The sequence below is a fragment of the Mesorhizobium cantuariense genome, from assembly GCF_042647205.1.
Lineage (GTDB): Bacteria > Pseudomonadota > Alphaproteobacteria > Rhizobiales > Rhizobiaceae > Mesorhizobium > Mesorhizobium cantuariense.
Genome location: NZ_JBHRVD010000001.1, coordinates 7,105,583 through 7,118,513 on the forward strand (window position 1 = coordinate 7,105,583; position 12,931 = coordinate 7,118,513).

Annotated in this window: 13 protein-coding genes; 6 read left to right on the forward strand and 7 right to left on the reverse strand. The window is 63.0% G+C overall.

Going from position 1 to position 12,931, the window contains the following annotated elements:
• Positions 1 to 12 precede the first annotated feature (12 nt).
• From ACFOJ9_RS34755 to gcvA, 4 genes are all read right to left on the reverse strand, one after another.
• Positions 13 to 1,317, reverse strand: coding sequence for an ABC transporter substrate-binding protein (locus tag ACFOJ9_RS34755; RefSeq protein WP_378986070.1), 1,305 nt, complete (start codon positions 1,315 to 1,317; stop codon positions 13 to 15).
• Positions 1,318 to 1,472: 155 nt separating this feature from the next.
• Positions 1,473 to 2,912 (reverse strand): hypothetical protein, encoded by a 1,440-nt coding sequence (locus ACFOJ9_RS34760; RefSeq protein WP_378986072.1) that lies wholly within the window; start codon positions 2,910 to 2,912, stop codon positions 1,473 to 1,475.
• A 168-nt stretch (positions 2,913 to 3,080) separates the two neighbouring features.
• Entirely contained in the window at positions 3,081 to 4,385 is a 1,305-nt protein-coding gene (pncB, locus tag ACFOJ9_RS34765) for a nicotinate phosphoribosyltransferase (protein WP_378986074.1), read from the reverse strand.
• 160 nt (positions 4,386 to 4,545) lie between these two features.
• Entirely contained in the window at positions 4,546 to 5,520 is a 975-nt protein-coding gene (gene gcvA, locus ACFOJ9_RS34770) for a transcriptional regulator GcvA (RefSeq protein WP_378986076.1), read from the reverse strand.
• A gap of 213 nt (positions 5,521 to 5,733) precedes the next feature.
• On the opposite strand from gcvA, the gene speB reads away from it, so the two are divergent.
• The 4 genes from speB to ACFOJ9_RS34790 all read left to right on the forward strand — a co-directional run bounded on the left by speB (position 5,734) and on the right by ACFOJ9_RS34790 (position 8,989).
• Positions 5,734 to 6,795 carry an agmatinase gene (gene speB, locus ACFOJ9_RS34775; RefSeq protein ID WP_378986078.1) on the forward strand — a complete coding sequence of 354 codons (1,062 nt, stop codon included), beginning with the start codon at positions 5,734 to 5,736 and terminating at the stop codon, positions 6,793 to 6,795.
• 80 nt (positions 6,796 to 6,875) lie between these two features.
• The gene (locus ACFOJ9_RS34780) at positions 6,876 to 7,682 is read left to right on the forward strand and encodes a transporter substrate-binding domain-containing protein (RefSeq protein WP_378986080.1); all 807 of its coding nucleotides are present in this window, start codon (positions 6,876 to 6,878) and stop codon (positions 7,680 to 7,682) included.
• Positions 7,683 to 7,688: 6 nt separating this feature from the next.
• Positions 7,689 to 8,345 carry an amino acid ABC transporter permease gene (locus ACFOJ9_RS34785; RefSeq protein ID WP_378986082.1) on the forward strand — a complete coding sequence of 219 codons (657 nt, stop codon included), beginning with the start codon at positions 7,689 to 7,691 and terminating at the stop codon, positions 8,343 to 8,345.
• Entirely contained in the window at positions 8,342 to 8,989 is a 648-nt protein-coding gene (locus tag ACFOJ9_RS34790) for an amino acid ABC transporter permease (RefSeq protein WP_378986084.1), read from the forward strand. Before ACFOJ9_RS34785 ends, ACFOJ9_RS34790 begins: the two co-directional genes overlap by 4 nt.
• A gap of 38 nt (positions 8,990 to 9,027) precedes the next feature.
• On the opposite strand, the gene ACFOJ9_RS34795 is transcribed toward ACFOJ9_RS34790, so the two are convergent.
• The 3 genes from ACFOJ9_RS34795 to ACFOJ9_RS34805 all read right to left on the reverse strand — a co-directional run bounded on the left by ACFOJ9_RS34795 (position 9,028) and on the right by ACFOJ9_RS34805 (position 11,831).
• Positions 9,028 to 9,843: an oxidoreductase gene (locus ACFOJ9_RS34795; protein WP_378986086.1), complete on the reverse strand. Its 816-nt coding sequence runs from the start codon at positions 9,841 to 9,843 to the stop codon at positions 9,028 to 9,030.
• A 66-nt stretch (positions 9,844 to 9,909) separates the two neighbouring features.
• Positions 9,910 to 11,205: a beta-ketoacyl-ACP synthase II gene (fabF, locus tag ACFOJ9_RS34800; protein ID WP_378986088.1), complete on the reverse strand. Its 1,296-nt coding sequence runs from the start codon at positions 11,203 to 11,205 to the stop codon at positions 9,910 to 9,912.
• A 47-nt stretch (positions 11,206 to 11,252) separates the two neighbouring features.
• A complete protein-coding gene (locus ACFOJ9_RS34805; protein ID WP_378986090.1) occupies positions 11,253 to 11,831 on the reverse strand; it encodes a TetR/AcrR family transcriptional regulator in 579 nt (192 codons plus the stop codon).
• Between the two features lie 80 nt (positions 11,832 to 11,911).
• Between ACFOJ9_RS34805 and ACFOJ9_RS34810 the strand changes: the two genes are divergently transcribed.
• Together ACFOJ9_RS34810 and ACFOJ9_RS34815 are read left to right on the forward strand one after the other, a co-directional pair.
• On the forward strand, positions 11,912 to 12,274 hold the full coding sequence (locus ACFOJ9_RS34810; protein WP_378986092.1) for a hypothetical protein: 363 nt from the start codon (positions 11,912 to 11,914) through the stop codon (positions 12,272 to 12,274).
• A 111-nt stretch (positions 12,275 to 12,385) separates the two neighbouring features.
• Complete coding sequence (locus tag ACFOJ9_RS34815; protein ID WP_378986094.1) at positions 12,386 to 12,844, forward strand: nuclear transport factor 2 family protein; 459 nt, start codon at positions 12,386 to 12,388, stop codon at positions 12,842 to 12,844.
• The last annotated feature ends 87 nt before the right edge of the window (positions 12,845 to 12,931 follow it).

Consider the following 12,931-nt stretch of genomic DNA (forward strand, 5'->3'; position numbering starts at 1 on the left):
GGGCGGTCAGACTCACAGCGCCTGCGTCGTATAATCCCCTTCGGCCTCGTAAAGACCATCCTCGATCTTGGTCTTATGCACGACCTTGAGCTTGCCGCCTTCGACCTTGGAGATGTTCTGGATGCCAAAGCACTGGTGGATCTTGCCGTTGAAGGTTTTCGGGCCCTGCGGATGCTCGGGGCCTTCGGCAAATTCGGTCAGCGCTTCGGTGGCTTCGACCAGCTTGGCGCGGTCTTCCGGTCCCTTGTAGCCGGCATCTTCCATCGCTTTCTTGACGACGTAGAGCGTTTCCCAGCAGCCGAACATGTGGGCTGCGGTGGAGACGTCCTTGGGGTCGCCGACGGCGGCGCCATTGTCGTCGATACCGACGGCGGCGCGATAGGCTTTCTGCGCCTCGGAATCATCGGCCTGCGCATAGCGCGGCGAGCCTTCCCAGAAATGGCTGCCGTCCAAGAATTCGAGGCCGGGGCTGTTGATGTCGGTGGCTTCGAGCGAATCGATGAAGCCGAACAATTGCGGCCGGTTGGAGCCGTAGAACTCGCCGAGCTCCTTGACGAAGGTGAGCACGGCCGGGCCGACCATGACGTGATAGATCACTTCGGTCTCGGCCGGAATCTGCGGGAAATACTTGGTAAAGGACGATTCCGTCGGCGGGATGGCGATCTGCGCGATGACCTCGGCGCCTTGCGCCTTCAGTGCCGGCGGCAGGTAGTCGCGATGGTCGTAGCCGAAGGCGAAATCCGGGAAGATCTGCGTCACCTTCTTGCCGGCATTGGCCGCGATCCACGGCGCCATCGACTGGATCTGGCTCTTCACGTCGGTGATGCCGGGCTGGAAGACATAGCGGTTGAGCTTGGTCGAAGCGACATGGTGGCCTTCGCTGACGACGAAGTACGGGATCTTGGCCTCTCCGGCGGCGGGCGCCGAGCCGATGACGACATGCGAGAACAGCGTGCCGAAGACGATGTCGGTCTTGTGCTGGGTGGCGAACTTGCCGACCACTTCAGCGCCACGGCCGGGATCGGTGCCGTCATCCTCGATGATCACCTCGACCTGGCGGCCATTGATGCCGCCGGCGGCATTGATCGCCTTGACCGCGGCGGCCGTCGTCTTCTCGTACCAGCGGCCATAGGCGGCGCCGATGCCGGTGCGGTGCGACTGGAAGCCGATCTTGATCGGCGCCGAACTCTGCGCCTGGGAATAGCGGACGAAGCCGGGGGCGACGGCGAGGCCGGCGCCCGCGGCCAACCCCTTCAGCGCCGTGCGGCGGGTGAGGGCAGTCTTGGAGAGGTCGAAAAATCCGTTCTTGTCAGCCATGTTCGTTCCCCTGTTTTTCAGTCTTGACCAACGATAAGGCGGCTTCGGCATCCTCGCTCAGAAGATGCAAAAAATTGCATGTGTACAAACTAAATCACCAAAGCCTTGGTGTGGCAAGCGAGCTTTCCCCAACGATATCGAGGCCGCCCTTTTTCTCATCCGGCGGTCGGCGTGGCAAGCAACCAGAGGCCGAAGACGGTGTAGGCGATCATCAGCAAGGTAAGCGGGAACTGGCTGAGTGCCGCGCGGGAGGGCTGCGGGTGTAGGCGCCAGGTGAAGCCATGGGCGACGAGGACGGCGAGCACATGGCCAAGGATGATGGCGCCGGCCTGGACATTCCACAGCCACCACGCCGAGTCCGCCCCGGCAACGATGCCGGTCTCGATCTGCATGTCGGCGGTGCCGAACAGGTTCCAGCCCAGCGCGAACGGATCGGAGAGCGCGGCAAGCGCATATTGGCCGTCGACGAGCAGCGCCGTCAGATAATGCGCGACATGATAGGCGAGCGCGATCGGCACGATCGACCACACCAGCAGCCCAGCCGCCTGGCCGAGGGTGTGATCGCTGCCGGCGAGACGCTGGCCGGCCCAGACGGCAAGCAGGAACACCCCGGCAAGCAGCACGAATGTCAGCACGAGCCCGAGAGTGCCGCTGCCGATCACCGCGGTGCGGCCGGGAAATTCGAGCGGGTTGATGCCGAACAGGCCAAACCAGAAGAAGGTTTTCGACAGGCCGTCGAAGGATACCGATGACAAAGCCAGCAGCAAGAAGGCGATGCCGCTGGTCGGCAATGGCTCGGCGGCAAGCAGCTTGGCGCCCGGCCAGCAAAGTGCAAGCCGGCCATGTTCGTTCCGTTCCACGATTGCGAACCGCGCCACCATCGAGAAGAAGACCGTCAGGAATTCGCCGCTGCGGCTCCAGTTTCGATAGCCGAACGCCAGCATGGCAAGGAAGGTGAGCAGCCAGTAGAGGCCGGCGGCCAAGGCCAGCCGCGCCGGATCGTCGGGCGCCGGATCGATGAGTTCGAACCAGGCAAAGGCGAAGAACAAGATGACAGCCGGCCAGCAGCCGATCCATCGCGGGAGACGCCATCTCCCTTCATTGCTTGCGCCCAACAGGCGCGAGGCAAGGCGCCACGGCCCAACCCAAGGGTTGAGCCATGACCAGAGATCGCCGAAGACGCCTTGCAGCAGGGTGACGCCGGCCCATAGCAGCGTCCAGACTACCAGTGGCAGAGGATTGGAAAGCGGGTCGCGGCTGCCGAAAAGGCCTGCGGCGATGAGAATTGCAAAGCCGGCAAAGGATATCAGGCTGATGGCGGTGCGGGCGCCATCGCCGAGCGCGAACCAGGATTGGCGCCGGCGCCAGAACCGGTCAAGCCAATCCGCCGGCAACAGCGCCAATACGAGAAAGCTGACGGCCACGGCGAAAGCGCCGCCGACCAGATAGTAGCCGGTCGGGAGAAGCAGGACATGGCCACGGTCGGAGGCGTGGGCGAAGACGGAGGTGGGTGAGGCGAGGCACAAGGCGGCAAGCATTAAGGCCAACGACAGATGACGGCGCTCCACGGCGCCCCCCTCTGTCCTGCCGGACATCTCCCCCTCAAGGGGGGAGATCATGCCGTCATCTTCGCCTTCACCAATTTCCAGCGTTGCCAGGGAAGCGCCGGCAGAGAAACCGCCAATCTCCCCCCTTGAGGGGGAGATGTCCGGCAGGACAGAGGGGGGCCCGACGGAACTCATACTATCGACGAGCCCGCTCCCTCACACCTTGACCAATTGCTCCACGCGGTCCTTCTGCCCAAAAATGCCGATATAACGCTCGATCTCTTTCTCGTCGCCGGTCGCCTTGGCCGGGTTGTCGGAAAGCTTGACCGCCGGGCGTCCATTGGCTTCGGTGACCTTGCAGACCAGCGATATGGCGTCCAGTCTGTTGGTTTCCGTTGGCGCGCAGCCCTCGAAATCATTGGTCAAATTGGTGCCCCAGCCGAACGACATGCGCACCTTGCCCTTGAAGTGTCGGTAGGTTTCCTCGATCGTTTCGACCTCGAGCCCGTCGGAGAAGATCAGCAGCTTCTGCCGGGGATCCTTGCCCTTGTCGCGCCACCAGGCGAGAATCTTTTCGCCGCCCTCGATCGGCGGCGCGCTGTCGGGGCGGAAGCCGGTCCAGTCGGCCACCCAGTCCGGCGCGTCGCGCAGGAAGGAGGCGGTGCCGAAGGCGTCGGGCAGCACGATCAGCAGATTGCCGCCATAGTAGCGCTGCCAGTCCTGCAGCACCTTGTAGGGCGACTGTTTCAGCTCTTTTTCCGAATTGGCGAGGGCGGCGAACACCATCGGCAGTTCATGCGCGTTGGTGCCGAGCGCTTCGAGGTCGTTGTCCATCGCCAGAAGCACGTTGGAGGTACCCGTGAACGCCTCGCCGATGCCTTCCTTCAGCGCCTCGACGCACCAGCGCTGCCACAGGAAGGAATGGCGCCGGCGCGTGCCGAAGTCGGAGATGCGGATGCCGGGCAGCGCCTTCAGCCGCTCGGTCTTGGCCCACATCTTGGCCTTGGCGCGGGCATAGAGCACATCGAGCGCGAAAGGCCCGAACGCCCGCATGGCCGCGCGAGATCGGAGTTCGTTGATGATGGCGAGCGCCGGAATCTCCCACAGCGTGGTGTACATCCACGGCCCGCTGAAGGTCAGTTCATACTGGCCGTCGCGCTTGGACAGCTCATATTCGGGCAGCCTGAAATTCTCCAGCCAGGCGAGGAATTCCGGTTCGAAGATCTGCTTGCGGCCGTAGAAATTGTTACCGCCGAGCCAGATCATCTCCTTCTTGGAGAAGCGCAGCGTGCGGGCATGGTCGAGCTGCTCGCGCAACTCGCCCTCATCGATCTCATCGGCAAGGTGCACCGAAGTTGTGCGGTTGATCAGAGAGAAGGTGGTGTCGACCTTGGGGTACATGCCCCAGATCATCTGCAGCATCAGAAGCTTGTAGAAATCCGTGTCGAGCAGGCTGCGCACGATCGGATCGAGCTTCCAGGTGTGGTTGTAGACCCGCCGCGCAATATCGGTCTTAGCCATGTTTCAACACCGCCTTTGCTGCCTGCCATCCACAACCGCGACAGGCCTCATAGCATCGAATTGGCCAAAGCGCTGCCCGGTTTCAGGCTGGCCCGACAAAAAGAAAACCCTGCATGGGACTGAACGACCGCCGACGATTGCCGCAAGCCGCGGGCCGGGGTCAGGTTCCGGTTTTGGCGCCGATGACCCTGAGCGCCGGACGCTTGCGGCGGCTGACGATGCGGCCCGCCACCGGGGCGTCGGCGCGGCCGTCATCCTGCGCCTTCTCGGCAAACAGCCAGTCGATGAACACCTGCACGATCGGCGTCGCTCTCATCTCGTTGCGGCAGACGACATAGAAATCGTCGACCGCCGGCACCGACAGGCTGAACGGCGCGACCAGCATGCCCCTGGCCAGCAGCGCGCTTGCCGTCACGGAGTCGCCCAACGCCACGCCATGGCCATGCACCGCCGCCTCGGTCGCCATGCGCGCATCGCCAAGGTGATGGCGGCGGCCCCGCTCCAGATCCAGCGCATCGGCGGCCGCCAGCCAGGTGTGCCATTCGCGGCCGTCGTCGCCATGCAGGAAGACATGGTCGGCGAGATCCCTGACGCTGCGGATCGGGCGGTTGTTGATCAAGGTCGGGCTGACCACCGGAAACAGTTCGAGGCCCGACCATTTGCGCATCCAGCAATCGGTCCAGCTGCCGTCGCCATAATGCACGCAGACGTCTATATGCGGCGCCCGCAGATCCTTGGGATCGTTGGAGGGAATAAGCGTCAGCCTGATGTCGGGATATTGCGCCATGAAACTGCCGAGCCGCGGTGTCATCCACAGCAACAGCAGCGCCGGCACGCAGGAGACCGAAAGTGTGCCGCTGCTCGCCGGCCTTGTCATGCGCTGGGTGGCGGCGGCGATGCTGTCGAAGGCGGTCGATACCGCCGGCAAAAGTTCCGCGCCATGCGGTGTCAGCTTGACCCGCTGGCCGACCCTCTCGAACAGCTTGACACTGAGCGACTGCTCGAGCGCCTTGATCTGGTGGCTGATGGCGCCGTGCGTGACATTCAGCTCACTCGCCGCCTTGGTCAGCGAGCCATGCCGGGCCGTTGCCTCGAAGGCGCGCAGCGGATTGAGGGGCGGCAGGCGTTGGGCCATGAACATCCACGTTTATTGTGAGATTTTCTCACAGAAAACACCCTAACAATATCAATTGATTTTTCAATGCGGCTGCCAGACACTTGAGCCCGGAACAGCATCAAGACGTGAAATCTGCAGGCAGCCAGCGGGACAGCGACCCGGCCGGATGACGGTCGGTTCGCCAGGCATCACCAACGGTCGCACTGCATCAGCCCGGCAGGAGGAGTGCAGATGGGTTACGATCGCGGCAAGCTCGACGCGTTGCGTCGCAAATATGGTGAAAGCCATGGCGGCGAGATGTTCGACCCGAAATTCCGCAAGGTCGCCGACAAGATCTTTTCCAAGAGCGGCACGCGGCTGGCGCCCTATTCCGGCATCCCGACCTTCCTCGCCGCGCCCTACCGCGAAATATCGGCCGACAATCCGGATTTCGGCGATTTGCAGGTGGCGATGATCGGCGTGCCGATGGACCTCGGCGTCACCAACCGGCCAGGCTCCCGTTTCGGGCCAAGGGCGCTGCGCGCCATCGAGCGCATCGGTCCCTACAATCACGTGCTGGAATGCGCGCCGACGCATGAGCTCCGGGTCGCCGACATCGGCGACACGCCGTTCCGCAGCCGCTACCGGCTGGAGATCAGCCATGAGGATATCGAGCGCCGCACCAACCAGATCGTCGATGCCGGCGTCATCCCGCTTTCGATCGGCGGCGACCATTCGATCAGCCACCCGATCCTGAAGGCCGTCGGCAAGAAGGCTCCGGTCGGCCTGATCCACATCGACGCCCATTGCGACACCAGTGGCCTGTTCGACATGACCAAATTCCACCATGGCGGGCCGTTCCGCAACGCCGTGCTTGACGGCGTGCTCGATCCGACGCGCACGATCCAGATCGGCATCCGCGGCTCGGCCGAATATCTGTGGGAATTCACCTACGAGTCCGGCATGACCGTGATCCATGCCGAGGAGGTGACCGGCCTCGGCATTCCGGCCATCATCGAGAAGGCGCGCAAGATTGTCGGCGACGGCCCGACCTACGTCTCCTTCGACATCGACAGCGTCGATCCGGCCTTCGCGCCCGGCACCGGCACGCCCGAAGTCGGCGGGCTGACGACGCGCGAAGTGCTCGAACTGCTGCGCGGCCTGAAAGGTCTCAACATCGTCGGCGGCGACGTCGTCGAGGTGGCGCCGCAATATGACGCGACCACCAACACGGCACATGCCGCCGCACAGGTGCTGTTCGAGATCTTGAGCCTGATGGTGTTCAGCCCGGCGATAACAGGCAAGGGAGCCTGACGTTCAGAAAAGCAAAGGCGGCCGCCGCGCTGGAGCCGGCGGCCGACCCAAACAAACAAAGCTTCCAGAGGGGAATAAAAATGACAATCCGCAAGACATTTACCTCCATGGCCGCTGTGCTGATGCTTGGCACGGCCGGTTTCGGCTTCTCAATTCAGGCCGCCGGCGCCGATGCGCTGGCGGACATCACCAAGGCCGGCACCATCAATGTCGGCGTCTTCGCCGATTTCCCGCCCTTCTCCTCGGCCAGCGCCGACATGAGCCTCAAGGGCTATGACATGGATGTCGCGCAATACATTGCCGACACGCTCAAGGTGAAGCTCAATCCCGTCGCCGTCACCGGCCAGAACCGCATCCCGTACCTCAACGACCATCGCGTCGACATCCTGATGAGCGTCGGCTACTCGAAGGAACGTGAGCAGGTTATCGACTTCGCTGCCGCCTACGCGCCCTACTACATCGCCGTGATCGGTCCGGCGGCACTTGCGGTCAAGGCCAAGGAAGACCTTGCCGACAAGTCGATCGCCGTCAACCGCGGCACGCTGGAAGACACCTCGCTCACCGAGGCAGCGCCGGCGTCGGCCGACATCAAGCGCTTCGACAACTACAATTCGGTGATCCAGGCCTTCATCTCCGGCCAGACACAGCTGATGGTCGTCGGCAACGATGTCGGCGCGCAGGTGCTGGCCAAGCAGGACGCGTTGAAGCCGGAGCAGAAATTCCAGCTTTTGACCTCGCCTTCGCATATCGGCCTCAACAAGAATGAGGACAGCCTGAAGAAGGCGATCAACGATGCCGTCGCCAAGATGCTGGCCGACGGCAAGCTGGACGAAAGCTCGAAAGCCTGGCTGAAGACGCCGCTCAATCCCGAAAACCTCAAGGATTAAGTTTCCGTGGCCTTTGCCTGGCTTCCAGGTGCTGTCGGCGACATCGCGCGCGGTGCACTCACGACGATCCTGTTAATCGCCGTGACCACGCTCGTGGGAACGTTCCTCAGCATCCTGGGTGCCGCGGGACGCCGAAACGGCCCGGTGCTGCTCAAGCAGGCCATCGCCTGGTATGTCGAAATCATCCGCAACACGCCGTTCCTGGTGCAGCTGTTCTTCATCTTCTTCGGGCTGCCCAGCCTTGGCATCCGGCTCGACCCGATGCTGGCCGCCATGCTGGCGATGACGCTCAACATGGCGGCCTACACGATCGAGATCGTCGGCGCCGGGCTTGACGCCGTGCCCGGCGGACAGACGGAAGCAGCGCTCGCGCTTGGGCTGCGGCCACGCCAGGTGTTCATCAAGATCGTGCTGCCGCAGGCGCTCAAGGTGATCTTTCCGGCGCTCACCAGCCAGATCGTCATCATGATGCTGGAGTCCGCCGTGGTGTCGCAGATCGCGGTGCGCGAATTGACCTACGAGGCCGACATGCTGCAGGCGCGCACCTTCCGTTCCTTCGAGACCTATTTTGTTGTGACGTTGGTCTATCTCGTCCTGTCGATGGCCTTGCGCCGGCTGTTGGTGTCAGGCGGACGCCGCGTCCTGGGGGCTGGCGTGTCATGATCGAATTCACCTTCTGGGACATCGTGCGCAACCTGCTGCTCGCCGCCCGCTGGACGGTGCTGTTGTCGCTGGCCGCCTTCATCGGCGGCGGCATCGTCGGCCTGATCGTGTTGTTCTTCAGGATCGCCAAGAACAAGTGGAGCCGGCGCATAGCCTCCGGCTACATTGCCCTGTTCCAGGGAACGCCTCTGCTGATGCAGCTGTTCCTGATGTTCTTCGGCCTGCCGATGCTCGGCCTGCGCATCGAGCCGTGGACAGCGGCGGCGCTCGGCCTTACCTTCTTCGCCAGCGCCTATCTTGCCGAAATCTGGCGCTCCGGCGTCGCCGCGCTGCCCTTGGGCCAATGGGACGCCGGCGCCAGCCTCGGCCTGCACTATCTGCAGGAGCTCAGGCTGATCATCCTGCCGCAGGCCTTTTCGATCACCCGTGCGCCGACCGTCGGCTTCCTGGTGCAGCTGATCAAATCGACGGCGCTGACCTCGATCATCGGCTTCGAGGAGCTGGTGCGAACCTCCAACGCCATCAACAACGCCACCTTCGAACCGTTCAAGGTCTATGGGCTGGTGGCGCTGATCTTCTTCGTCATGTGCTTCCCGCTGACGCAATATGCGCGGCGGCTTGAGAAGCGGATGCCGGCGCGCTGACGCGCCAAGGCAGCTGTCCTTACGGTTAGCGCTCGACTTCAGGCCGGCAGCCCGAGCTGCTCTCGCAGGCTCTTGTCGAATGCGGACGCGGGGACGAAACGGCGCAGGAAACTGACCTGGCGCGCCATTTTTCCCGCCGCATAGCGTCTCTTCGGAGCGGGATCGATCGCTGCGGCCAAAACGGTGTTGGCTACCACTTCGGGCGCATCGCCTTTTTCCATCGATTTCCGCACTGATGTAGTCATGCCGGCGCGCGCGGAGTCATAGATATCGAGCAACTGATCGGGGGCGGCGAGATTGTCCTCGAATGATGTGCGGGTATAGGCGGGCTCCACCAGCGAAACGCGAATGCCGAACGGGCGCAATTCGTGATCGAGCGACTCGGAATAACCCTCGATGGCATGTTTGGTCGCCGAGTAGAGCGCGAAATAGGGAGCGGGGATGAACCCCTGTACCGAACTCAAATTAACGATCCTGCCCTTCCCTTGGCGTCGCATTGCGGGCAACACCGCGTTGGTCACGCGGAAAACGCCGAAGACGTTCACGTCAAACAGCGCCTGGGCCTGCGCGATCGAGGACTCCTCCGCGCCGCCAAACAGACCCATGCCGGCATTGTTGACAAGCAGGTCGATGCGTCCGGCCTTGGCCAGAACGTCATCGACCATTTTCGCGACGGCCGCGTCGTCGGTCACGTCGCAGGTCAGCATGGTAACGCCGTCGGATGGTTGGGAGGCCGTGCGACGGCTGGTTCCGAATACGCGAAAGCCGGCGCTTAGCAAGGCATCGGCGGTAGCCCGCCCGATACCGGATGATGCCCCTGTCACGAGGGCGACGCCAGCATTGGTCTTGTTCATCGGAATCAAATCTTTCTTTGTGTTGGATCGGAGTTGGAGAAGCATGAAAGGTCGGCGCAAAGGGCATCAGTCATGACTGCCTCCGGCGCTCGCCGGAAGGTTCCAGCGTCTGAATAGCGCGCTGGCATTCACGCCGCCAAAGCCGAAGCCATTGGAGATCGCGTACTCCATCTCCATGGGCCGGGGCGCGTTTGCGACGAAGTCGATGCCGTCGCCGGCCGGATCGGAAGTACTCAGATTGAGTGTCGGCGGCGCCACCTGATCCCTGAGCGCCAGGATCGCGAAGATGGCACCAAGCCCGCCGGCCGCTCCGAGCAGGTGTCCGGTCGCCGATTTCGTTGCACTGACAGCAATCGCGAAATCGTGTCCGAACACGCTCTTGATCGCTTCGATCTCACCCAGGTCGCCGACCGGCGTGGAGGTCGCATGCGCATTGAGATGACGAACCTCGCGTGGCGAAATCCCAGCCTGGGCAATCGCGATCTGCATGGCCCGGCGCGCGCCGTCGCCGTCCTCAGGCCCGGAGGTGACGTGGTGGGCATCCGCCGTCGTGCCGTAGCCGACGAGTTCGGCGAGCGGTCTTGCGCCGCGCGCCAACGCGTGGCTCAACGCCTCGATGACCAGCACGCCGGCTCCTTCGCCCATGACGAAGCCGTCCCGCGATGTGTCGAAAGGGCGCGAGGCTTGAGCGGGTGCCTCATTGAAGCCGGTGGAAAGAGAGCGAGCCGCGGCGAAACCACCGAGACTGACGGTGTTCATGCACGCTTCCGTTCCGCCGCACACGGCGATGTCGGCTTCGTTTGCGCGTATAAGGCGGGCGGCGTCGCCGATCGCCTGGATGCCCGCCGCGCACGCCGTCACCGGTGCGCCGAGTGGACCTTTGAAACCATGACGGATCGAGATGTGGCCCGCCGCGAGGTTCACCAGGAAGGACGGCACCGTAAAGGGAGACAGGCGGCGAGCGCCACGCAGGTCCACCGTGCGCACCGCCTCGGTGATGGCGGGGAACCCGCCGACCCCTGAAGCGATGATCGTGGCCGTGCGCAGGCGATCCGTTTCCAGGGCAGGCTTCCATTGCGCCTGCGCAAGCGCCTCTTCTGCTGCCGCCAGCGCAAAGAGAATGAACCGATCTACCTTGCGTTGATCCTTCGCGGACAAGATGACATCGGGATCAAAACCTGCTTCCGGATCTTCGTCCAAGGAGGGAACCACGCCGCCGATCTTCGCCGGCAGGTCTCCCACCACATCGTCCGGAAGTCTGCGAATGCCCGAACGACCGGCAAGCAGGCGTGACCATGACGCTTCGACATTGGCGGCCAGAGGCGTGACCGCTCCCATGCCGGTGACGACAATCCGTCGCATCTGCTCTCCTATCATTTTGGTGTGCCGGCGCCGCTACGCCGCACCGTTCAGATGGCCACTGTTTCGCGAACCTGATCGGCCGCCGCATCCAGAAAGGCCTGCGCGAGGTCAGGATCGTTCACGACACGCGAGAGGAGCACCGCACCGACCATTGTCGAGAGAATAGCCATGGCCTTGCCGCCGGCCTCCTCGGCATTGGCCTCGGCAATGAAACGGCCGAGGATCTCGAGATGCTCCTTGATGCCGGCTTCGAACGACGCTTTTACGTCCGGGCCCTGTCTGGCGGCATCCGAACCGAGCGCCACGATTGGGCAACCGTCCCTCTTTTCTCCGCTATGGTCCATGCTGAGGTAGAACGCGGTCACCGCGCCGAGCGGATCCTCAGGGCTTGCCGCAGTCGCGACCGACCATCGGTGCGTAGCGCTTTCCATCGCACGCCTGGATGCCTGCGCCGCTAGGTCGTCCTTTGACTCGAATTGCTTGTAAAAGGCGCCTTGGGTCAGCCCGGCCCCCTTCATCAGATCCTTGAGACCGATACCGTCAAAGCCGCGCTCCCGAAAAAGGCGGCTTGCCACGTTGATCACGGTCTCGCGGTTTTCCGCAGCTTGAGTGCGACTTACGCGCATCGTCATCTCCTTTTTTTAGATTGCATTCGTAATCTATAACATATATAGAGGGCGAACGCAATCTAAAAAGGACAAATGAGATGATCCGCAAAACCCTGAACGCCTCGCTGCTGGCAGCGCTGTTTCTTGCAACCCCGGCTCTTGCCGAGGAAGCCACCATCGGACGCCCGATCGAGGGCGGCAGCCTGCACGAGGGACACCTAGACATGGTGGCCTACTACGTCCCGGTCGACGGCGACCTTCTGGAGGTCACCGCCACCTTCGCGCCGAAGGCGGGGGGTGATCCGCTGCGGGTCGTCATGGGCCTCGCCAACAGCGACTCCGTGGCGTTTTCCATACCTGGCCACCCGGGCTCGCTTTACGCGTTCTCAAGGTCCGGTAAGGAGGTGACGGTCTCGACCGAGGCTGACACATCCCTGCGGGCCGACGCGACAATGCCCTGACCTGACGCGCAGACCGCGGCCGCGTGATGCTGGCCGGGGCTCTCGCGTCGGAATGGCGCGCCACAGGGTGGCCTTCGATCATGCCACCAATGAGTTTGGAGGAGAAGTCACATGCTTTATAGCTATTTTGTCGAGAAATCGATCCGGCAGAGCTTCGATGACGTCAACAATCATCGCTGGGATGCGGCGGTGAAGGCCATCGCGCCGCATGTCCATCACCGGGTTGGTGGCGCCCACGCGCTTGGTGGGGAACGCCGCGACAAGGAAGCCCTGCGCCGGTGGTTTGAGCGCCTCGGCCGTGTTCTGCCCACTCTCCATCTCACGGTCAACCACATCTGGGTGAAGGGCTGGCCGTGGCATACCACCGTGTTTGCCCAGTGGGATGGCACCGCAACCCTGCTCAACGGCGACACGTCCTACGTCAACCGTGGTCTTCACGTGTTCACGCTGCGGTGGGGCAGGGTCCATGCGCTCGAGGAATTTTACGATTCACAGGCAGCGGCTCGCGGTCTCGCCGCCCAAGCGGCAGCCGGCCTCGAAGAAGCTGTCGCCGAACAGATAACAAGCTAGAGCGGAATGAATTGAGGCTGAATCGGATGGGATTCCCTAAGGCTTGCAAATCTGATTCAACATGCTGGCTGGACAAGGAGGCCGGCA

What these genes read in the sequence shown, in the direction of transcription:
- ACFOJ9_RS34810 (WP_378986092.1), top strand. Translation starts at nt 11,912, where the DNA reads ATGATCCGCAAAACCCTGAACGCCTCGCTGCTGGCAGCGCTGTTTCTT.
- ACFOJ9_RS34815 (WP_378986094.1), top strand. Translation starts at nt 12,386, where the DNA reads ATGCTTTATAGCTATTTTGTCGAGAAATCGATCCGGCAGAGCTTCGAT.
- ACFOJ9_RS34755 (WP_378986070.1), bottom strand. Translation starts at nt 1,317, where the DNA reads ATGGCTGACAAGAACGGATTTTTCGACCTCTCCAAGACTGCCCTCACC.
- speB (WP_378986078.1), top strand. Translation starts at nt 5,734, where the DNA reads ATGGGTTACGATCGCGGCAAGCTCGACGCGTTGCGTCGCAAATATGGT.
- ACFOJ9_RS34805 (WP_378986090.1), bottom strand. Translation starts at nt 11,831, where the DNA reads ATGCGCGTAAGTCGCACTCAAGCTGCGGAAAACCGCGAGACCGTGATC.
- ACFOJ9_RS34780 (WP_378986080.1), top strand. Translation starts at nt 6,876, where the DNA reads ATGACAATCCGCAAGACATTTACCTCCATGGCCGCTGTGCTGATGCTT.
- ACFOJ9_RS34790 (WP_378986084.1), top strand. Translation starts at nt 8,342, where the DNA reads ATGATCGAATTCACCTTCTGGGACATCGTGCGCAACCTGCTGCTCGCC.
- fabF (WP_378986088.1), bottom strand. Translation starts at nt 11,205, where the DNA reads ATGCGACGGATTGTCGTCACCGGCATGGGAGCGGTCACGCCTCTGGCC.
- gcvA (WP_378986076.1), bottom strand. Translation starts at nt 5,520, where the DNA reads ATGGCCCAACGCCTGCCGCCCCTCAATCCGCTGCGCGCCTTCGAGGCA.
- ACFOJ9_RS34795 (WP_378986086.1), bottom strand. Translation starts at nt 9,843, where the DNA reads ATGAACAAGACCAATGCTGGCGTCGCCCTCGTGACAGGGGCATCATCC.
- ACFOJ9_RS34760 (WP_378986072.1), bottom strand. Translation starts at nt 2,912, where the DNA reads ATGTCCGGCAGGACAGAGGGGGGCGCCGTGGAGCGCCGTCATCTGTCG.
- pncB (WP_378986074.1), bottom strand. Translation starts at nt 4,385, where the DNA reads ATGGCTAAGACCGATATTGCGCGGCGGGTCTACAACCACACCTGGAAG.